Origin of the sequence: Tsukamurella sp. TY48 (assembly GCF_019656655.1) — a bacterium.
Lineage (GTDB): Bacteria > Actinomycetota > Actinomycetes > Mycobacteriales > Mycobacteriaceae > Tsukamurella > Tsukamurella strandjordii.
In genome coordinates this window covers 1,005,745-1,026,209 of the sequence record NZ_BPMV01000002.1, presented here as the reverse complement: position 1 = coordinate 1,026,209, position 20,465 = coordinate 1,005,745, and the positions used below count along the sequence as shown (strand labels likewise).

The following is a 20,465-nucleotide window of genomic DNA, read 5'->3' as shown; positions in this document are numbered from 1 at the left end:
TGGATGGAGAGGGGAGTTCGGAACGGATCAGTCGTAGGCGCCGGGAACGTGCTGGTCCCAGTCGATCACCGAGCCGGTGACGATGCCGCTGCGATCGGAGAGGAGGAAGACGACCGCATCGGCCGCCTCGGAGGGTTGCGCGAGCCGTCCCGCGGGCAGGCCGTGGCCCGCCTCCTGCGCCCAGTCGTCCGTGGCAGCGTGGAACCGCTTCTGTGTGATCGCCTCGCCCTCGGTCTCGGTCCACCCGATGTTGAGTCCGTTGACGCGGATCCGGTCGAACCGATGGGCGTGGGCGGTGTTGCGGGTGAGCCCGATCAGTCCCGCCTTCGCGGCGACGTACGGCGCGAGGTAGGGCTGTCCGCCGTGCGCGGACATCGAGATGATGTTGACGATCGCCCCCGGCGCGCCGCGACCGCGCATATCGCGCACCGCTGCGGCCATCGTGAAGAACGGGGCTCGCAGGTTCACGGCGATGTGCTCGTCGAAGAGCTCGGGGGTGGTATCGAGCAGGGTGCCGCGGGTGGTGAGCCCGGCTGCGTTGCACAGCCCGTCGACTCGGCCGAAGGCCGCAACGGTCGCCTCGACGGAAGCCGTGGCCTGTGCCGGATCGGCGACATCGGCCACCAGGAAGCGCACGTCCGCGCCACCCGCCCCGAGCTCGGCCGCGAGCGCGTCGCCCACGTCCGCCCGGCGTCCGGTGAAGGCCACACGTGCTCCGGCGGCCACTGCGGCACGGACCACGGCGGCGCCGACGCCCTGGGTGCCGCCGGACACGAGGACCACGCGGCCCGCGAGATCGCCCCCGGCCGCGGCACTCACGCGAGCCTCCGGGCGTCGAGCGCCGACAGCTGTGCGCTGAACTCCGCGGCGGACATGCCGGCCTCGAGCGCACGGCGGGTGAGCTCCGCCTGGGTCTCGCCGTGCATCCCGGTCACCGGCTGGTCGAGGTCGAGATTGCTGGGGAAGGCGTAGCCCTCCGCGGTGGCCGCCACGGCATGGCCCGCCCCGCGCGGATCGGACGCGGCCAAGGTGGCGATGTGCGGATAGGTCGCGCGCAGCATGGCGGAGCGATCGACCGATTCCATCGCGCGGCCGAACGCCGAGCTGACCTGCAGCAGGTTCGCCATGCGGCGGATTCCGCCGGAGACGTTCGATCCGGCCGCATGGAACAGTGCCGGGTTGAAGAAGACCGCGTCGCCGGCGGCGAGGGGGAGCTGCACGTAGTGCTCCGCGAAGTACTGCTGGAACTCCGGGAGGTTGAAGGCGAGGTACCCGTTCGGATACCGCTGTGAGTAGGGCAGGTACATGGTGGGGCCGGATTCGAGCGGCATGTCCACGTGCGCCACCGCCCCCTGCAGGGTGAGCGCGGGGGACAGTAGATGCGCCGGGATGCGGAACTGCGCGGCCGTCTCCGGCGACATGAAGCCCAGGTGGTAGTCCCGGTGCGCAGACTGCGCCCCGCCGCCCGGGTTGACCACGTTGATCGCCGAGGTCACCTGGTACATCGGTCCGAGCCAGGCCTGCGCGATCAGGTTGAGCACGTCGTTGGCGTAGTACCGCACGAAGAGGGCGGGGTCGCGGAGCGCGAGCTTCTGCAGGGCGTTCCAGATGCGATCGTTGGCACCGGGTGCGGCGAAGTGATCGCCGCCGGCGCCCCCCGCCGCGCGCTGCTCGCGGATCATCGCGGTGTACGCCGCGGTGCACTCGTCGAGGCCGTGCCGCTGATCGAAGGCGCCGGGGAAGACGACGATGCCGGGTCCGTCCAGCAGGGCCCGCACCAATTCGTCACCGAGGTCCTCGCGGAAGGCCGGGTCGTCGGCTGCGCGCCGCTGCACGTCGTGGCCGTAGGTGAGGACCCCGCGCTCGGACCCGGTGGCGTTCGGGAACGCGGCGAGGTCGGTCTCCGTGGACAGGAGTGCGACGAATTCGTCGAGGTCGCAGTCCTGCGCGCGAACCCGGACGGGCCGGGATGATGCGGTTGTGGCCATGGGCGGTGGCTCCTGTTCGGCGGCCCGGGGGCCGGATGTGCTGTGCACCACAGATGTTGCCAACCGGAGTCGTGTCGAAACACCCCGCAAACCCATCAAAAACCCCTCAGAATGGTGGAGTACCGCGCCGACAGGAGCACCCGATGCCGCATCCGTACCCGATCCGTGAGATCGCTCAGCAGGCCGGCGTCAGTGAGGCCACCGTCGACCGTGTGTTGCACGACCGGCCCGGGGTTCGGGCCGGCACCGCCGAACAGGTGCGGCAGGCGATCGCGGATCTGGACCGGCAACGCACCCAACTACGCCTGTCCGGGCGCAGGTTCATGCTCGATGTCGTGATGGAGACGCCGCGTCGCTTCTCGACGCTCACCCGCGACGCCTTGGAATCCGAGCTACCGGCGCTGCGGCCGGCGGTCTTCCGGGCGCGCTACCACCTCCGGGAGGAGTGGCCGACCGCCGAGTTGATCTCCCAACTGGATACCCTGGCCCGCAAGGGAAGCCACGGCGTCATTCTCAAGGCTCCCGACCTCCCCGAGGTTGCGGCGGCGATCGATCGGCTCGCCGCGCGCCGGATCCCCGTGATCACCGTGGTGACCGATATTCCGGCGAGTACGCGCATCGCCTACGTCGGGATGGACAACCGGGCGGCGGGTGCGACGGCGGCGTACCTGGTCTCACAGCTCGTCGGTGAGCGGCCCGGTGCGCACCTGGTGGTCACCAGCGGCGCACTCTTCCGCGGCGAGGAGGAACGGGAGATGGGCTTCCGCAGCGAGATCCGCCGCATCGACCCCGAGCGGTCGGTGATCGAGGTGCCGAACACCGCGGGCTCCGACGAGGCCTGCCGGCGCGCAGTGGCGGCGGTCCTGGCCCGCGAACCGGAGATCGCGGGGGTGTACACGCCGGGCGGGGGCAACCGGGGCGTGATCGCGGCCTTCGACGGCGCGGACCGCGGTTATCACGCCTACATCGGCCACGATCTGGCCGAGTCGAACCGGGAGTTGTTGTGCGCGGGGCGCATCACCGCCCTCCTGCACCACGATCTGCGAGCCGACCTGCGGCAGGCCGCGCACGCGGTGATGGGGTATCACGGTGCGCTCCCGGGGCCCCAGCGCCCGCGGCCGACCGCGATCCAGATCGTCACGCCGCCGAATCTGGCCGGCCTGTGACCGCTAGCGACTGAAGACGGAGACGTCGAAGAAGTACCGCGAGGCCCGGTAGACGTGCCGGCCGAGCTCGATGGCCGTGCCGACCTCGTTGAAGGCCACGCGTTGCATCGTGAGCACCGCATCGCCGGGCCCCTCGTCCAGCAGCTCGGCCTCGTCGCCGGTCGAGATGCGCGCGCCGATCCGCTGCTCCGCCTGGGCGATGGTGATGCCACGACCGCGCAGGCATTGGTAGAGCCCCTTGGCCTGGAGCTCGTCCGGAGCCGGAGCCAGCTCGGCGGGAAGGTGGTTGGTGAGGATCGCCAGCGGTACGTCGTCGGCACTGCGCAGCCGGCGGATCGAGACCACCTGGGCGTCGTGCTCGATCCCCAGCTCGTCCGCCACCTCTTCGTCCGCCCGTCCGAGCCGGTAATCGAGCAGCTTCGTGGACGGCCGCTGCCCTGCGGCGACCAGGTCCTCGTAGAGGCTGGTCAGTTCGACGGCGCGGTGGACCTCGTTGCGCACCACCTGCGTTCCGACTCCGCGCTTGCGCACCAGAAGCCCCTTGTCCACGAGCGCCTGGATCGCCTGGCGTGCGGTGGGACGAGACAGGTTGAGCCGCTTGGCGAGATCGATCTCGTTCTCGATCCGGTCACCGGGAACGAGCCGGCCGTCCAGGATCGACCGTTCCAGCGCCTGGGCGAGCTGGTAGTACAGCGGCACCGGACTGGTGCGGTCCAGCTCGACGGGGAGGGCGTCCTGCGACATACCGACGAGTCTAGGTCACGACGTGCATTTTCTCGCGGTCCTGAGCAACGCATGTGTGGACAATCAACTTTTACGGAATTGCGCGAGTATGTCAGCACATATCGACCGGCGACGTGTGCCGCAGTCGCGTTGTCATACCCCTCGCAACCGTCCGGAGAACGTCGAAGTTCGCAGGTAGTCGTGTATCTGACGAAAATTTGTCGAGAGATGTTTGTATGACAGGACAAATGAGATACAGTGATCCACGTCGCACTCACGACGTTACCCACCAGGAGGAGCCACGCCATGACCACAGGCACCGGCGGCGCGCCGTTCGATCTGATCACCCTCGGTCGCGTCGGCATCGACATCTACCCCCTGCAGGACGGGGTCGGCCTCGATCAGGTGGAGACCTTCGGCAAGTACCTCGGCGGGAGTGCGACCAACGTCGCCGTCGCGGCCGCGCGATACGGCCGCACCTCGGCCGTGATCACCGCAACCGGCGCAGATCCCTTCGGCCGCTTCGTGCACACCGAACTGCGCCGGCTGGGGGTCGACGACCGGTACGTGGGCACCGTCGCCGGGCTGAACACCCCGGTCACGTTCTGCGAGATCTTCCCGCCCGACGATTTCCCGCTGTACTTCTACCGCGATCCGATCGCGCCCGACCTCATGGTCGACGACGATGCGCTCGACCTCGACGCGATCCGCGCTGCACGGATCTTCTGGGCCACCGTCACCGGACTTTCCCGCGAGCCCAGCCGGTCCGCTCATCACACCGCGTGGGCGGCTCGCGGACGCACACCGCTCACCGTGCTCGACCTCGACTACCGGCCGATGTTCTGGGAGTCGCCCGAGCTCGCGAGCGCCGAGGTGGGGCGGGCTCTCGACCATGTCACGGTCGCGATCGGCAACCGCGAGGAATGCGAGATCGCCGTGGGGGAGACCGAACCCGAGCGGGCGGCCGACGCCCTGCTCGACCGTGGCGTCGAACTGGCCGTCGTCAAGCAGGGCCCGCGCGGCGTGCTGGCGAAGACCCGCGACGAGCGGGTGGAGGTGCCGCCGTACCGCGTTGACGTGATCAACGGTCTCGGCGCGGGCGACGGATTCGGCGGCGCCCTCTGCCACGGGCTTCTGTCCGGGTGGCCGCTCGAACGGACGCTGCGCTTCGCCAACGTCGCCGGCGCCATCGTGGCCTCCCGCCGCGAGTGCTCCACCGCCATGCCCACCACCGATGAGGTGGACACCGTCATCGAGGAGCTGGACCGCAATCATGTCTGATTCGTATCTCAACGCCGGCCCGTTGGGCCCCGAGGACTTCGAGCGCCTCCGTACCGCTCGGCTGGAGACTCCCGATGCGATCGCGGAAGTGCTCGCCGCTCGCCGCCGCCGTCCGCTGGTACGCGGCGACAAGCGCCTGATGATCGTGGCCGCCGACCACCCCGCCCGTGGGGCGCTCGGCGTCGGTTCCGACCCGATGGCGATGGCGGACCGCTACCAGCTGCTGCAACGAATGGCGCTGGCCGCCTCCCGGCCCGGCGTCGACGGGGTGCTCGGCACGCCGGACGTGATCGAAGACCTGGCCCTGCTCGGCGTCCTCGACGACAAGATCGTGGTGGGGTCGATGAACCGCGGCGGCCTGCGTGGTGCCGCGTTCGAGATGGACGATCGGTACACCTCCTACGACGTGCCCGCCATGCAGCGCGACGGGCTGGACTTCGCGAAACTGCTGGTGCGGATCAACCTCGAAGACGCCGGTACCGCCGCCACCCTGGAGGCCACCGCCGCGGCGGTCACCGCCGCCGCTGCCGCCAAGTTGCCGATCATGCTGGAGCCCTTCCTCAGCCGCTGGTCCGAGGGCAAGATCGTCAACGACCTGTCCACCGACGCCGTGATCGCCTCGATCGCGATCGCATGCGGCCTCGGCAGCACCTCGGCCTACAGCTGGCTCAAGCTGCCCGTGGTCGACGACATGGAGCGCGTGATGGCCGCCGCAACGCTGCCCACGCTGTTGCTCGGAGGCGACCCCGCGGGCGATCCCGATGCGGTGTACGCGTCCTGGGCGAAGGCGCTCGGCCTGCCCGGAGTACACGGACTCGTCGTGGGCCGCACCCTGCTCTACCCCGCGGACGGCGATGTCGCCGCCGCCGTCGACACCGCCGCGGCACTCGTCCACGGCGCCTGAACCTCTCGACCCGACGCACTCCGAGGAGACCGTACCGATGACCACCACAGAACTTCCCGTCGTTCCGCACTGGATCGACGGTGCCGCCCACCCGTCCACGAGCGGTCGCACCGCGGATGTCTACGACCCGGCCCTCGGCATCGTCACCAAGCGGGTGGCGCTGGCCGACCGCGCCGAGATCGACGCCGCCGTCGCCTCCGCGCGCAAGGCACAGGAGGCGTGGGCCGATCTGTCCCTGGCACGCCGGCAGTCGGTGCTGTTCCGGTTCCGCGAACTGCTCGAGGCCCGCAAGCCCGAACTCGCCGAGATCATCACCAGCGAACACGGCAAGGTCCTCTCGGATGCCCTCGGCGAGATCAGTCGCGGCCAGGAGGTCGTCGAATTCGCCTGTGGCCTGGCGCATCACCTCAAGGGTGAGTTCAGCGAGCAGGTCTCGTCCGGAGTCGACGTCTACTCCACCCGGCAGCCGCTCGGCGTGGTCGGCATCATCAGCCCGTTCAACTTCCCGGCGATGGTGCCGGCATGGTTCTTCCCGATCGCCATCGCCGCGGGTAACGCGGTGGTGCTCAAGCCGAGCGAGAAGGATCCGTCGGCGTCGATCTGGATGGCCGAGCTGTGGAAGGAGGCAGGACTGCCGGACGGCGTGTTCACCGTGCTCAACGGCGACAAGGAAGCCGTCGACGGCCTGTTGACCCACCCCGATGTCGCGGCCATCTCCTTCGTCGGTTCCACGCCGATCGCCAGGTACGTCTACGAGACCGGCGCCAAGCACGGCAAGCGCGTGCAGGCTCTGGGCGGCGCGAAGAACCACATGCTGGTGCTCCCGGACGCCGACCTCGACCTCACCGCCGACGCCGCGATCAACGCCGGCTTCGGCTCGGCGGGGGAGCGATGCATGGCGATCTCCGTCGCAGTCGCCGTCGAGCCCGTGGCCGATGCCCTGATCGAGAAGATCACCGAGCGCATGGCCACGCTGCGCACCGGAGACGGCCGCCGCGGCTGCGATATGGGCCCGCTGGTCACGAAGGCGCACCGTGACAAGGTGGCGTCCTACATCGACATCGCGATCGAGGACGGCGCCACCGTCGTGGTCGACGGGCGTTCGGTGCAGCCCGACGGTGCGCCCGAGGGCTTCTGGCTCGGACCCACGCTGATCGACCGAGTGCCCACCGGTTCGCGCGTGTACACCGAGGAGATCTTCGGACCCGTGCTCGCCGTGGTCCGCGTGAACTCCTACGAGGAGGGCGTCGAACTGATCAACTCCGGCGCCTTCGGCAACGGCACCGCGATCTTCACCAACGACGGCGGCGCCGCACGACGGTTCCAGCGCGATATCAGGGTGGGCATGATCGGCATCAACGTGCCGATCCCGGTTCCCGTGGCCACCTTCAGCTTCGGTGGCTGGAAGGAATCCATGTTCGGCGATACCAAGGCGCACGGCGCCGAGGGCGTGAAATTCTTCACTCAGCTCAAGGCGATCACCAGCCGGTGGCTGGACCCCTCGCACGGAGGCATCAACCTCGGCTTCCCGCAGAACGACTGACGCATTTCGAGAAGGGAACGGCCATGGCGGCGACACCCAACGAGTGGTTCCATCCCCGCGGTGACCTGGCGCGTGATGGATGGGAATCCGTGGTCGACACCACGATCCCCGGCTGGCGGCACACCGGGATCCGGATCGCGGACCTGGCCTCCGGCGCGCTGACGCTGCCCGCGGGCGGAATCGAACGCATCGTCGTCCCCCTGACCGGCGGCTGCATCGTGGATCATGAGGGTGTCTCCACGACGCTGGCCGGGCGGCGCTCCGTGTTCGACGGTCCCACCGACGTGCTGTACATCGGTGCGGGCACCGGACTGACGGTGCGCGGCACCGGGCGGGTGGCGGTGGCGGAAGCCCCGACCACCGTCACCCGACCCACTCGCCACGTCCCGGCGCACGCGGTCCCGGTCGAGGTCCGCGGAGCGGGCCGGGACACCCGCCAGGTGCACAACTTCGGTACTCCCGGCACCCTCGACGCCGCCGCACTCATCGTGTGCGAGGTGATCACGCCGGGTGGGAACTGGAGCAGTCACCCCGCGCACAAGCACGACGAGTACATCGCGGGGCACGAGACCAGGCTCGAGGAGATCTACTACTTCGAGGCCGCTCCCACCCGCGCACTGCGGGAGGCGGGATCGGCCCCCGCCGACGTGGACGCCTTCGGCAGCTTCGTCACCTACTCGTCGAACGCGGGTGAGATCGACACCAACGCCGTGGTCCGCACCGGTGACATCGCGCTGGTCCCGTTCGGGTACCACGGTCCGGCGATGGCGGCGCCCGAGTACGACCTCTACTACCTCAACGTGATGGCCGGCCCCGACCCCGAACGGGAATGGCTGATCAGTGATGATCCGCGCCAGACCTGGCTGCGGGACACATGGAGCGCTCAGGAACCCGATTCCCGGTTGCCCTACGCGGCCCCCACCGGATCCAGCGAAGGAGAAGCCGAATGAGCACGCGTCGGATGACGGTCGGCCAGGCCCTGGTCGAGTTCCTGGCCCATCAATGGACCGTGGACGAGGTCGTCGGTGCCGACGGTACGAGCACCGTCGTGCGCGAGCGCACCGTGCCCGGCACCTTCGGGATCTTCGGGCACGGCAATGTCGCCGGCGTCGGCCAGGCCCTGCTCCAGGCGGCCGTCGAGGAACCCGGGCTCATGCCCTATCACCAGGCGCGCAACGAGCAGGCCATGGTGCACCAGGCCGTGGGCTACGCCCGCATGCACCGGCGGCGCGCCACGTACGCCAGCACCGCGTCGGTCGGACCGGGGGCGGCCAACATGCTCACCGGTGCCGCGCTGGCCACCGCGAACCGGATGCCCGCGCTCCTGCTGGTCTCGGACACGTTCGCGACCCGCGTGGCCGATCCCGTCCTCCAACAGCTGGAGTTCCCGCACGACACGGGGATCCAGGTCTCCGATGCCTTCCGCCCCCTCTCCCGCTATTTCGACCGCGTGCAGCGCCCGGAGCAGCTGTTCTCGATCGCGCTCGCCGCACTGCGGGTGCTGACCGATCCCGCGGAGACCGGCGCCGTGACCATCGCGCTGCCCGAAGACGTCCAGGCCGAGAGCATCGACGTGCCCGAAGAGTTCCTCGCCGACCGCGAGTGGCACCTGCGCCGCCCGCTGCCCGAGCGCGGGCCGCTGGCCCGCGCCGTGACGGCGATCCGCGGCGCGAAACGACCGCTGATCGTGGCCGGAGGCGGCGTGATCTACTCCGGCGCCGAAGACGCACTGCGGCGGCTCGTCGAGGCCACCGGGATACCCGTGGGCACCACCCAGGCGGGTGGTGGGGCGCTGATCTGGGACCACCCGCAGAACCTCGGCGGTATCGGCGCCACCGGCTCCGCCGCGGCCAATGCGATCGCCGCCGAGGCGGATGTTGTGATCGGAATCGGCACCCGGTACAGCGATTTCACCACCGGTAGCCGCACCGCCTTCCAAGCCCCCGAGGTCACCTTCGTCAACATCAACGTCGCCTCGTTCGACGCCTACAAGCACGGGTCCCAGCTCCCGGTGATCGCCGATGCCCGCGAGACGCTCATCGCCCTGCGAACCGAACTCGACGGTCACACCGTGGAATCCGGCTACGCCGATCGGATCGCCGCAGCCAAACGCGAGTGGGATACAGCGGTCGACGCCGCCTTCGTGCCCACCGGAGGCGAGCTGCCGGGCCAGCCCGAGATCATCGGAGCCGTGCACGCTGCCATGGATCCCCGCGACGTGATCATCCAGGCAGCGGGGTCGCTGCCCGGCGACCTGCAGAAGTTGTGGCGGGTGCGCGATCCACTCGGCTACCACGTCGAATACGCTTTCTCCTGCATGGGATACGAGATCGCCGGCGGTCTCGGCGCCAAGCGCGGACTCCTGGCTGACGGTGACGATCGCGATGTCGTGGTGATGGTGGGCGACGGCTCCTACCTCATGCTGCACACCGAACTGGTCACCGCAGTGGCCGAGGGCATCAAACTGATCGTGATCATCATCCAGAACCAGGGCTACGCGTCGATCGGTCACCTCTCCGAGACGGTCGGATCGCAGCGGTACGGCACGCGGTACCGGTACGCCGAATCACCCGACGGCGATCCGGCGCACGCCGACTTCGAGCGCGGCCCCTTCCTTCCGGTGGACTTGGCCGCGAACGCCGCCAGCTACGGCGTGGACGTGATCGACATCGCGCCCGGTCCGCAGGCTCTGGGCGACCTGTCGCGGGCGGTCGCCACCGCCAAGGCCGCGAGCGGTCCCACCGTGATCCATCTGCACAGCGACCCGTTCGTCTACGCGCCCGAGGGCGGCGGCTGGTGGGACGTTCCCGTCGCCGAGGTCTCGACGATGGACAGCACCCGGGCGGCGCGCGCCGACTACGAACGGCAGCGCGTCCAGCAGCGCCCGCTCCTCGGCTAGTGCCGAACCCGCTCCGAGAAGGATCCACATCATGACCGACGACCGCGAGCACACCGCCGGACTGCGCATCGGCACCGCCCCCGACTCCTGGGGTGTGTGGTTCCCCGAACACCCCCGCCAGACACCGTGGGAACGCTTCCTCGATGAGGCCGCCGCGGCCGGATACCACTACATCGAGCTCGGCCCCTACGGCTACCTGCCCACCGATCCGGGGCGCCTCGAGGACGAGCTCGGAAAGCGCGATCTCGCGCTGTCCGGCGGCACCATCTTCACCGGCTTCCACAAGGGCGCCGATCAGTGGGACCGCGCCTGGCGGCAGGTGAGCGATGTCGCCGCCCTGGTGCAGGCGATGGGGGCCGAGCACCTCGTGGTGATCCCCGACCTGTGGCGCTCCGACGCCACCGGCGAGACCCTGGAACCGCGTACCCTGAACACCGAGCAGTGGAACCTCATGGGGGAGGGCCATAATCGCCTCGGCCGCGCCCTGGCCGAGGAGTTCGGCATCCGCCAGCAGTTCCACAGCCACGCCGACAGCCACATCGGCACCGCACGCGAGGTGCAGCGCCTCCTGGAGATCACCGATCCCGAGAGCCTGAGCCTGTGTCTGGACACCGGGCACTACGCCTACTACGGCGGCGACAACGTCGAGCTGATCACGAAACACCCGGACCGGATCGGGTACCTGCACCTCAAGCAGATCGATCCGGAACTGCGCTTCGACGTCCTCAAGAACGACGTCGCCTTCGCCGACTGCGCCGCCGAGATCATGGTCGAACCACCTTCCGGCATACCCGATTTCGCACCGATCATCGACGCCGTCAACGGGATCGACTCGGAGATCTTCGCGATCGTCGAGCAGGACATGCCCGGCGTCGACATCGACCTCCCGGCGGGCATCGCCACCCGAACCCGGCAGCACATCTTCGGCTGCCACCCACTCACCCGCACCCGCTGACCGCCCAACCGAACAGGAGCGAAGACCCCATGAGCCAGGACCTGCGGATCGCCGTCGTCGGCGCCGGAATGATGGGCGCCGACCACATCCGGCGCATCACCACCGCCATCACCGGTGCCACCGTCTCGGCCGTCGTGGAACCCGATGCCGCGCGTCGCGGTGCCGCGCTCGCAGATGCACCGGGAGCGCAGGGCTTCACGGACCTCGACGGTGCCCTGGCGTCGGGGCTCGCCGACGCGGTGCTGATCGCCACGCCGGGGCAGTACCACGAGGAGGCGCTGCTCGCGGTGCTCGCCGCCGGGCTGCCCGTGCTGTGCGAGAAGCCCCTGACCAAGGAACCCGAGTCGTCGTGGCGCGTGGTGGAGGCGGAGATGGCGGGCGGGAAGCAGCTGATCCAAGTGGGATTCATGCGCCGGTTCGACCGCGAGTACGAGCAACTGCGGGCACTGATCGCCGATCGTGCCGCCGGTGAACTGGTCATGCTGCACGCCCGGCACCGCAACGCCTCGGTCCCGGCGAGCTACGTGCAATCGATGCTCATCAACGATTCCGTGGTGCACGAGTTCGATGTGGTGCCCTGGCTCGCCGGAGGCGTCGTGCGTTCGGTCGAGGTGAAGTACCCGCGCCGCAACAGTGGTGCTCCCGAACGTCTTCGCGAGCCGATCCTGGTGATCATGGAGCTCGACAACGGCGTCCTCGTGGACGTCGAGATGAACGTCTCCATCGGCTTCGGCTACCAGGTGTCCACCGAGGCGGTCTTCGAGCAGGGCGTGGCCAGGATCGGTGAACCGTCCGGGCTCCAGCTCTTCCAGGCGGGACGGTTCGCCGTGGCGGAGCACGCCGACTACACGACCCGATTCCGCGAGGCCTACGACCGCCAGGTGCAGGCCTGGGTCGACGGTGCGCGGCGCGGCGTGGTGGCGGGACCGTCGGCGTTCGACGGCTACAAGGTGGCCGTGTGCTGCGCCGCGGGCGTCGAGGCCCTCGACAAGGAGGGGCCCGTCACCGTCGACCTGCCCGTGACGCCGGCGTTCTACGCCGAGCGCTAGGGGGCTGTGATGGTCCGAATCGCCCTCGATCCCACGCCGTTCCACAGCACCCACGCGTTCCTCGACTTCTTCGACGTGGCGGCGAGGGCCGGATACGAATGGATCCAGCTCACGCCGCATCCGGAGTTCGTGCCCTTCTTCGGGCATCCGCGGGTGGACCGCGCTCACCTCGCCACGGTGCGCAAACGCGCCGCGGATGCGGGGGTCGGCATCGCCTCGCTGCTCCCGGTGCAGCGGATCTCGTGGCCGGACGAACCGCAGCGGGAGGCCGCACTGCGGAATTTCCGGCGCGTCATCGAGGTCGCCGAAGCGCTCGAGGTCTCCGTGATCAATACCGAATTCAGCGGACGGCCTGAACGATTCGAGGAATCGGAGGCGGCCTTCTACCGGTCCATGGAACAACTGATCCCACTGCTCGAATCCGCAGGTATCACCCTGAACTTCGATCCACACCCCGACGACTTCGTCGAGGACGGCCTGGCGGCCTGGCAGATACTGCGTGGGCTGGATTCACCCGCGGTGGGATTCGTCTACGTCGGCAGCCACACCTTCCACTACGGCGATCGCGCGGACAGTCTGGTCCCGGAACTCGGCGATCGGCTCGGAGCGGTCTACGCCGCCGACACCTACGACCATCGCCGCTCGCACGGCCTGCGCTACATCACCAACCCACCCGGCAACGCCGTGCGCGTGCATCAGCACCTGCGGATCGGCGCCGGCGACGTGGACTGGGAGGCGCTGTTCGGGTTGCTCGGCCGCACCGGCTTCCTCGGGCGCGAGGACGCGATCATCTGCTCGAACGTCTTCGCCGAGGACGAGACCGCGGATGAGACCTCCCGGTACCAGCTCGGGCGCATCCGCGAGCTGGTCGCGGCGCACATCTGAGGACCGCGTCAGAGAACGCCGTGCAGCGGAGGCGGCACCTGATTGAGGGTGCTGCGGCCGAGGTGGTGCACCTTGTATCGCACCGGATCGTGCAGGGTGTGCGTGCGGGCGTCACGCCAGAACCGGTCGAGGCCCAGATCGCCGCCCGCGCTGCGCGTCCCACTCACCTCGAACAGAGCGGCGGGCACCTCGGTGGCGGCGCGGTCGGCCAGGACCTTCGCGGTGGCGACGGCGATCGAGGCCTCCTGGGCGTGCTCGGCGCCGGGTTCGGCGAAGGCGGTGTCGACGGCCGCAGCGGCCACGGTGAGCGCGGCTTCGGCGGCGCGCACACTCACGGTGAGCTCGCCGAATCGCTGCACCACCAGGAGGTCGTCCTGCGCGCGGTCGACGCCCGCCTCGAACCAGGGGCGAGACTTCGTGCGGACGAACTCCGCCGCCGCCTCCAGTGCGCCCCGGGCCAGCCCGGTGTCGATGGCCACATGCAGCAGCTGTGCGAACGCACCGTAGCCGGTGGGCTCGGAGACGGCGGGCGAGCGCGGCACCACCGCCCCGGGCGGGACGGCCACATCGTCGAAGCGCACCGTCCCGCTGCCGGTGGTGCGTTGGCCCAGCCCGTTCCAGTCGTCGAGCACGGTGATGCCGGGCGTCTCCGCCGGAACGAAGGCGATCACCTGTTCCCCCGAGTCGGCGTCGCGGGCCAGTACAGCGAGGATGTGCGCGTACGGCGAGCCCGTGCAGTAGAACTTCTCACCGTCGAGGCGGGCACCGTCCGGGGTCCGGGTGAGCGTGGTGGACACCTCGGCCACCGTCTTCCCGCCCTTCTCGGATTGCGCGTTCGCGATCCGAGCACCGTCGAGCACCTGCTGGAACAGCGTGCGCTGCAGGCCCTCCGGCGCGGCCAGGCGCAGCGCGGTGAGGTACACGTAGTGGCTGTGCGGGATCTGCGCGAGCGATCCGTCGGCGGTGGCGAGGATGCGGAAGACCTCGGCCACAGTGGACGGCGGCAGATCGGGTCCGCCGAACCGGGCGGGCACCGTCAACGCGAAGAGCCCGGCGTCGGAGAGGTACTCCACCTCGGCGTGCGGAAGCCGGCGATCGCGGTCCCGGTCGGCGGCGGTCTCGGCGAACCGCTCGGCGAGGTAGCGCGCCGAATCGAATGCCGTCTGCGCCGAGTCGATTCCGGGTGCGATGGTCACACCAGCGCCCCGGCGCGGCTCGCCTCGATCTCGCGCACCAGGGGCAGCACCTTCTCGCCGAAGTACTCGATCTCCTCCTGGAAGTGCAGGAACCCACCCAGGATCAGGTCCACCCCCAGCTCCTTGTAGGCCACGATCCGTTCGGCGACCTGCTCCGGGGTTCCGATCAGCTGGGTGCGGAAGCCGTCGTTGTACTGGACCAGGTCCTCGAACGAGGAGTCCGCCCACATGCCACGACCATCGGAGGTGGACTTGCCCGCCTGCTGCACCGCGTCCCGGAAGCCCTCGACCGCGGGCTTGTTGGCCTTCTCGACGATCTCGCGCAGGGTGTCCCGCGCCTCTTTCTCGGTGTCGCGAGCGATGATGAAGCCGTTGAGGCCGAACTTCACCTCGCGCTGCGCCTCCCGGGCCACGCGACGCAGATCGTCGAGCTGGTCGGTGACGCCGTCGAAGTCCTTGCCGTTGGAGAAGTACCAGTCGGCGTACTTGCCGCCGTTCACGCGCGCCGCCGAGGAGTTGCCGCCCTGGAACAGCTCGGGATTCGGGCGCTCCGGGGTGTTGAGCGGCTTGGGCTTGAGGGTGAAGTCGCGGATCCGGTAGAAGTCGCCGCCGAAGTCGACGTTGTCCTCGGTCCAGATCTTGCGGATCACCTCGAGGAACTCGGCGCTGCGCCGGTACCGCTCGTCGTGCTCGAGCCAGGGCTCGCCGAGCGCCTTGAACTCGCCCGCGAACCAACCGGAGACCACGTTGATCGCGAACCGGCCGTTCGAGAGGTGATCCGCGGTGGCGCCGAACTTGGCCAGCACGGCGGGATGCCAGAGGCCGGGATGCACGGCGGCGATCACCTTGAGCTTCTCGGTGGCGCCCAGCAGCGCGAGGCTGAACGAGGTGGACTCGTGCTGGTACTCGGCGCCGTAGCTGGCCATGTACCGCACCTGCGAGAGCGCGTACTCGAAGCCCACGCGCTCGGCGGTCTGGGCCAGCTTCTTGTTGTACTCGAAGTCCCAGCTGGTGCGCTGCTCGATATCGCTGGTCACCAGTCCACCGGAGACATTGGGGACCCAGTAGGCGAACTTGATCTCGTCGGCGATCTTCTCGGTGGTCATGGTGTTCCTTCGGCTCGGGGCTGTCTAGGAGGTGGGGGAGAGGTTGGGTAGGAAGGCCCCGCGCACCGGCTCCGACGGCGAAGTGCCGGCGTCGAGCAGGCCGCGGGCCGCGAGGCGGGGGCGCACGCCCTCGCCGAAGTGGTAGGCCTCTTCCAGGTGCGGGTACCCGGACAGGATGAAGTGATCCAGGCCCAGCGCCGCGTACTCGGCGATGAGGTCGGCCACCTCGTCGTGCGAGCCGACCAGGGCGGTCCCGGCGCCGCCGCGGACCAGGCCCACGCCGGTCCACAGGCCCGGATACACCTGGAGGCTGCGGGCATCGGCGGCTTCGTCGAAAGCCGCACCGCCGCCGTGCAGTTCGCGCATCAGCCGCTGGCCCTCGGACTCGCTCCTGGCGAGGTTGGCCTGCGCCGCGCGGACGGCCGCGGGATCGAGATTGCCGAGCAGGCGGTTCGCCTCGGCCCAGGCCTCCTCGGACGTATCGCGAGAGATCACGTGCAGCCGGATGCCGTAGGTGAGCTCGCGTCCCTGGGCTGCGGCCAGTCCACGGATCCACTCGATCTTCTTGGCCACCTGGGCGGGCGGCTCGCCCCAGGTGAGGTAAGTGTCGGCGTGCTGGGCGGCGACGTCGCCGGCGGCGGGGGAGCTGCCGCCGAAGAAGATCGGCGGCGCGGGCTCGGGACGCCGCGCCAGCAGGGCGTTTTCCGCCGAGACGTACTTGCCCGCGACGTTCACCGGCTCCGAGGACGTGAAGAGCTGCCGGGTGATGTCGAGGAACTCGCCGCACCGGGCGTAGCGCTCGTCCTTGGTCAGGGTGTCGCCGAAGGCGCGCTGCTCGGACGACTCACCGCCGGTGACCACGTTGAGCAGGACGCGGCCTCCCGACTGCCACTGCAGCGTGCTCGCCATCTGGGCGGACAGCAGCGGGCTCACCAGACCGGGGCGCAGGGCGACCAGGAACTTCAGGGTCTCGGTGGATTCGGTGAGCAACGCCGCCGTGAGCCAGGCGTCCTCGCACCACAGGCCGGTGGGGATGAGCACCGCCTCGAACTTGTTCGCCTCGGCGGCCAGCGCGAGCTGCTTGAGGTAGTGCAGGTTCGCGGGGCGATCGCCGCTCATGCCGCTGCCGTGCCCTCCCGCCATCAGGTTCCGCGAATCGCCGTAGGTGGGCAGGAACCAGTGCAGATGGAGGGGGTTGGGCGAGCTCACGGCAGCCTTCCGTCGATGGGGCGGGGTACGGAGCGCCAGTCCACCACCGCGGGGGCCGTGGGGGCCAGGTTTCGACTCGTGATGCGTCGAACGTGCGGAGCTACCGATCAGTAGCTAAGCTAGGGAATGAGTTAGTTAGAGTTCCGTAGTGAAAAGAGGTGTCAGATGTCGATCGAGACGGTGCAGAACGGTGACCCCGCGACCACTGGAGCCGGCGGGGCAGGGGCCGCCGGCCCACAGGCCGAACGACTCCCACAGGTGATCGCGCGGATCTTCGACCAGTTCGCGGATCGTCCGGCGTTCGCGACGCGGGAGGGCGGTCCGGGCACGCCCTACGTCACGGTCTCCTTCGGCGAGATCTGGCGGCGGGTCACCGCGCTGGCCGCCTCCTGGCGAAGCGAGCTCGACCCGGGCGACTTCGTTGCGATCCTGGGATTCACCAGCGCGGACTTCGTGACCGTCGACCTCGCGACCACACTGCTGGGAGCGCCGAACGTGCCCCTGCAGGCCGGAGCGCCCGCCGCTCGGATCGCCGCGATCCTCGACGAGACCCGACCGAAGATCTTCGCCGTCAGCGCCGATCAGGTGGAGCTCGCGGAAGAGGCGCTGCGCGAGTCCACGGCGACGCCCCGCGTTGTGGTCTTCGACGGTGGGTACGAGGGTTACGAGGGCATCGAGGCCGACGTCCTCGCAGGCGAGGCATTGCCGCAGCCCGAGTTCTTCGCTCCCGAGCCCGATACCGATCCGCTGGTCACCCTGATCTACACCTCGGGCAGCACCGGGACGCCCAAGGGTGCGATGTACACGGAGAAGCTGGTGGTGGACGCCTGGCTCAAGGTGGACAGCATCGTCGATGTGGACATGCCGTCCGAATCACTGCTGCACTTCCTGCCGATGAGCCACATGTACGGCCGCAACTGGCTGATCGCCGGGCTGGCCTCGGGCGGCACCGGTTACTTCGCCGGTGCATCCGATATGTCCACGCTGTTCGACGACCTCGCGGCCGCCCGTCCCACCGCCATCGGGCTCGTTCCGCGCGTGTGCGAGCTGGTACACCAGCGTTTCCTGGCGGTGGAGGCCGAGACCGATGCCGAGACCGCGCGCGTCGAGCTGCGCGACCGCGTGCTGGGTGGCCGGCTGCAGGCCGCGATGTGCGGCAGCGCCGCGCTGTCCGCTGAATTGCAGACCTTCATGGAGTGGTTGCTGGGCATCGACATCCAGATCGGCTACGGCTCCACCGAAGCGGGCGGGGTCATCCGGGACGGCGTGATCGTGCGGCCGCCGGTGACCGAGTACAAGCTCATCGACGTTCCCGAACTCGGCTACTTCACCACCGATACCCCGCATCCCCGCGGTGAGCTCCTGGTGAAGTCGAACCAGCTGATCCCCGGCTACTACCACTCCGATAAGCAGGTGCGCGACGACGAGGGCTTCTACCGCACCGGCGACGTGATGGCCGAGCTCGGCCCGGACCGCCTCGAGTACGTGGACCGGCGCAGCAACGTGATCAAGCTGGCGCAGGGCGAGTTCGTGCCGATCGCGCAGCTCGAGGCGGTCTACGCGACCAGCCCCGAGGTGGAGCAGATCTTCGTCTACGGCACCAGCGAGCGGTCGTACCTGCTGGGCGTCGTGGTCCCCGCGGGAGGTCGCGAGGGCGAGACCGATGCCGAGACCCGGACGCGCGTGCTCGACAGCCTGGCGGCGATCGCCCGTGAGAACGACCTCGCCGCTTACGAGCTGCCGCGTGATGTGATCATCGAGCGGGATCCCTTCTCCCAGGAGAACGGGCTGCGTTCCGGCATCGGCAAACTCGTCCGTCCCGCGCTCACCGCCCGCTACGGCGACGCGCTGCACGCCCTGTACGCCGAAGCCGATGCCCGCCAGCGCGAGGGCCTGCGGGCGCTCGACGCGTCGGGTCCCGTGATCGACGCGGTGGTCGCTGCCGCCGCACTCACGCTCGGCGCCGAGGCCGATGACTTCGGCGCCGGCACCCGGTTCGGCGACCTCGGCGGCGACTCGCTGTCGGCGCTGTCACTGGCCACCACGCTGGAGGGCCTGTACGGCGTCCCGGTGCCGGTGCAGACGATCGTCGGCCCCACGGCGACACTGGGCGGCGTCGCGGACCACATCGAGCGGGCCCGGTCGGGCGCCGTGGGCGCGCCCACCGCAGCCTCGGTGCACGGGACGAATGCCCAGGTCGCCCGCGCCGCGGACCTGACTCTGGAGAAGTTCATTGACCCGCAGCTGCTCGCTGCGGCACCGGCGCTGCCGGCCGCCGCCGGCGAACCCGCCACCGTGCTGCTCACCGGCTCGACCGGCTACCTGGGCCGGTTCCTGCTGCTCGACTGGCTGCGCCGGGTGGCCCCGCACGGCGGCACCGTGATCGCGCTGGTGCGCGGCGCCGACGCCGATGACGCACGCCGGCGCGTGGTCGCCGCCATCGGCGAGGCCGACCCCGCGCTCACCGCGGAGTTCGCTGAGCTCGCGCAGGAGCACCTCCAGGTGATCGCGGGCGACTTCGGAAGCCCGTCGCTCGGCCTGGACGAGGCCACCTGGACCGATCTCGCTGCGCGCGTGGACCACGTGGTGCATTGCGGCGCGCTGGTCAACCACGTGCTGCCCTACGACCAGCTGTTCGGACCGAACGTGGTGGCCACCGGCGAGGTGGTGCGTCTCGCGCTCACCACCCGGCGCAAATCCATCGACTACGTCTCGACGGTGGCCGTGGTCCCGCAGGACGACGGCCGCGTCCTGGCCGAGGACGACGACGTGCGCGTGCACGGCGCCGAGCGGCGCATCGGCGCCGATGCCTACGCCAACGGCTACGCCGTGAGCAAGTGGGCCGGTGAGGTGCTGCTGCATGAGGCGGCGGATCTCGCAGGTCTTCCCGTCCGCGTCTTCCGGTCCGACATGATCCTGGCGCACAGCAGGTTCCACGGGCAGTTCAACGCGGTCGATCAGTTCACCCGGCTGCTGCTGAGCATCGCCGAGACCGGCCTGGCGCCGCGTTCGTTCTACGCTCCGGATGCCTCCGGGCACCGGCCGCACTACGACGGCCTGCCCGTGGACTTCACCGCCGAGGCGATCACCACGCTCAGTGCCGCCGGCCGTGAGGGCTACCGAACCTTCCACGTGCTCAACGCCAATGACGACGGCGTGAGCCTGGACAGCTTCGTGGAGTGGATCGAGGCATCGGGCCGCGAGATCGAGCGGATCGACGATTACGACACCTGGTTCACCAGGTTCGAGCAAGCGCTGCAGGCCCTCCCGGACGAGGCACGACAGCGTTCCGTGCTGCCATTGCTGCACGCGGTGCGCGAACCGGCCCCGGCTGCGGGCACATCCGCGCTGTCGGTGGATCGGTTCCGCGGGGAGGTGCGCGACGCGGGCGTGGGCCCCGGCGACATCCCGGTGCTCGATCGCGCGTTGATCGAGAAGTACCTGCGCGACTTCGAGACCGCGGGCTGGCTGCCGCCGGCGCAGAACGGATGAGCGGCTTCCTCCACAGGTAAGCGTATGTAACTTCATTCCTCCACAGGGCCCGTCGCGGACACGGTTCGC

The 20,465-nt window shown here is 69.5% G+C and carries 16 protein-coding genes; 10 read left to right on the top strand and 6 right to left on the bottom strand.

Translation table 11 applies throughout. From position 1 onward, the window contains the following. Nucleotides 1-27 precede the first annotated feature (27 nt). Nucleotides 28-819, bottom strand: coding sequence for an SDR family oxidoreductase (locus TTY48_RS20620; RefSeq protein ID WP_220659477.1), 792 nt, complete (start codon nt 817-819; stop codon nt 28-30). Continuing rightward, a complete protein-coding gene (locus TTY48_RS20615) occupies nt 816-1,988 on the bottom strand; it encodes a phytanoyl-CoA dioxygenase family protein (protein WP_220659476.1) in 1,173 nt (390 codons plus the stop codon). Before TTY48_RS20615 ends, TTY48_RS20620 begins: the two co-directional genes overlap by 4 nt. Nucleotides 1,989-2,131: 143 nt before the next feature. Between TTY48_RS20615 and TTY48_RS20610 the strand changes: the two genes are divergently transcribed. After that, a complete protein-coding gene (locus tag TTY48_RS20610; RefSeq protein ID WP_220659475.1) occupies nt 2,132-3,154 on the top strand; it encodes a LacI family DNA-binding transcriptional regulator in 1,023 nt (340 codons plus the stop codon). Nucleotides 3,155-3,157: 3 nt separating this feature from the next. Here the strand turns inward: TTY48_RS20610 and TTY48_RS20605 are convergent, their stop codons facing one another. Then, the gene (locus tag TTY48_RS20605) at nt 3,158-3,898 is read right to left on the bottom strand and encodes a GntR family transcriptional regulator (protein WP_220659474.1); all 741 of its coding nucleotides are present in this window, start codon (nt 3,896-3,898) and stop codon (nt 3,158-3,160) included. A 285-nt stretch (nt 3,899-4,183) separates the two neighbouring features. On the opposite strand from TTY48_RS20605, the gene iolC reads away from it, so the two are divergent. Genes iolC through TTY48_RS20565 form a run of 8 tightly spaced genes read left to right on the top strand, consistent with a single transcriptional unit; the run spans nt 4,184 to nt 13,393 of the window. Continuing rightward, complete coding sequence (gene iolC, locus TTY48_RS20600) at nt 4,184-5,158, top strand: 5-dehydro-2-deoxygluconokinase (protein WP_220659473.1); 975 nt, start codon at nt 4,184-4,186, stop codon at nt 5,156-5,158. Further along, a complete protein-coding gene (locus tag TTY48_RS20595) occupies nt 5,151-6,062 on the top strand; it encodes a deoxyribose-phosphate aldolase (protein WP_220659472.1) in 912 nt (303 codons plus the stop codon). The genes iolC and TTY48_RS20595 overlap by 8 nt, the downstream gene beginning before the upstream one ends. A 37-nt stretch (nt 6,063-6,099) precedes the next feature. After that, entirely contained in the window at nt 6,100-7,605 is a 1,506-nt protein-coding gene (locus tag TTY48_RS20590) for a CoA-acylating methylmalonate-semialdehyde dehydrogenase (protein WP_220659471.1), read from the top strand. A gap of 23 nt (nt 7,606-7,628) precedes the next feature. Continuing rightward, a complete protein-coding gene (gene iolB, locus TTY48_RS20585; protein WP_220659470.1) occupies nt 7,629-8,555 on the top strand; it encodes a 5-deoxy-glucuronate isomerase in 927 nt (308 codons plus the stop codon). Then, a complete protein-coding gene (iolD, locus tag TTY48_RS20580; protein WP_220659469.1) occupies nt 8,552-10,504 on the top strand; it encodes a 3D-(3,5/4)-trihydroxycyclohexane-1,2-dione acylhydrolase (decyclizing) in 1,953 nt (650 codons plus the stop codon). Before iolB ends, iolD begins: the two co-directional genes overlap by 4 nt. A 31-nt stretch (nt 10,505-10,535) precedes the next feature. Continuing rightward, entirely contained in the window at nt 10,536-11,459 is a 924-nt protein-coding gene (locus TTY48_RS20575) for a sugar phosphate isomerase/epimerase (RefSeq protein WP_220659468.1), read from the top strand. A 29-nt stretch (nt 11,460-11,488) separates the two neighbouring features. Further along, the gene (locus TTY48_RS20570; RefSeq protein ID WP_220659467.1) at nt 11,489-12,508 is read left to right on the top strand and encodes a Gfo/Idh/MocA family protein; all 1,020 of its coding nucleotides are present in this window, start codon (nt 11,489-11,491) and stop codon (nt 12,506-12,508) included. Nucleotides 12,509-12,517: 9 nt separating this feature from the next. After that, nucleotides 12,518-13,393 carry a sugar phosphate isomerase/epimerase gene (locus TTY48_RS20565; RefSeq protein ID WP_220659466.1) on the top strand — a complete coding sequence of 292 codons (876 nt, stop codon included), beginning with the start codon at nt 12,518-12,520 and terminating at the stop codon, nt 13,391-13,393. Nucleotides 13,394-13,401: 8 nt separating this feature from the next. On the opposite strand, the gene TTY48_RS20560 is transcribed toward TTY48_RS20565, so the two are convergent. Genes TTY48_RS20560 through TTY48_RS20550 form a run of 3 tightly spaced genes read right to left on the bottom strand, consistent with a single transcriptional unit; the run spans nt 13,402 to nt 16,838 of the window. Then, a complete protein-coding gene (locus TTY48_RS20560; protein WP_220659465.1) occupies nt 13,402-14,589 on the bottom strand; it encodes an SfnB family sulfur acquisition oxidoreductase in 1,188 nt (395 codons plus the stop codon). After that, on the bottom strand, nt 14,586-15,695 hold the full coding sequence (gene sfnG, locus TTY48_RS20555) for a dimethylsulfone monooxygenase SfnG (protein ID WP_220659464.1): 1,110 nt from the start codon (nt 15,693-15,695) through the stop codon (nt 14,586-14,588). The genes TTY48_RS20560 and sfnG overlap by 4 nt, the downstream gene beginning before the upstream one ends. Nucleotides 15,696-15,719: 24 nt before the next feature. Then, nucleotides 15,720-16,838: an LLM class flavin-dependent oxidoreductase gene (locus TTY48_RS20550; RefSeq protein ID WP_220659663.1), complete on the bottom strand. Its 1,119-nt coding sequence runs from the start codon at nt 16,836-16,838 to the stop codon at nt 15,720-15,722. A 231-nt stretch (nt 16,839-17,069) separates the two neighbouring features. Between TTY48_RS20550 and TTY48_RS20545 the strand changes: the two genes are divergently transcribed. Next, nucleotides 17,070-20,396 carry a thioester reductase domain-containing protein gene (locus TTY48_RS20545; RefSeq protein WP_220659463.1) on the top strand — a complete coding sequence of 1,109 codons (3,327 nt, stop codon included), beginning with the start codon at nt 17,070-17,072 and terminating at the stop codon, nt 20,394-20,396. Nucleotides 20,397-20,465: the final 69 nt, after the last annotated feature.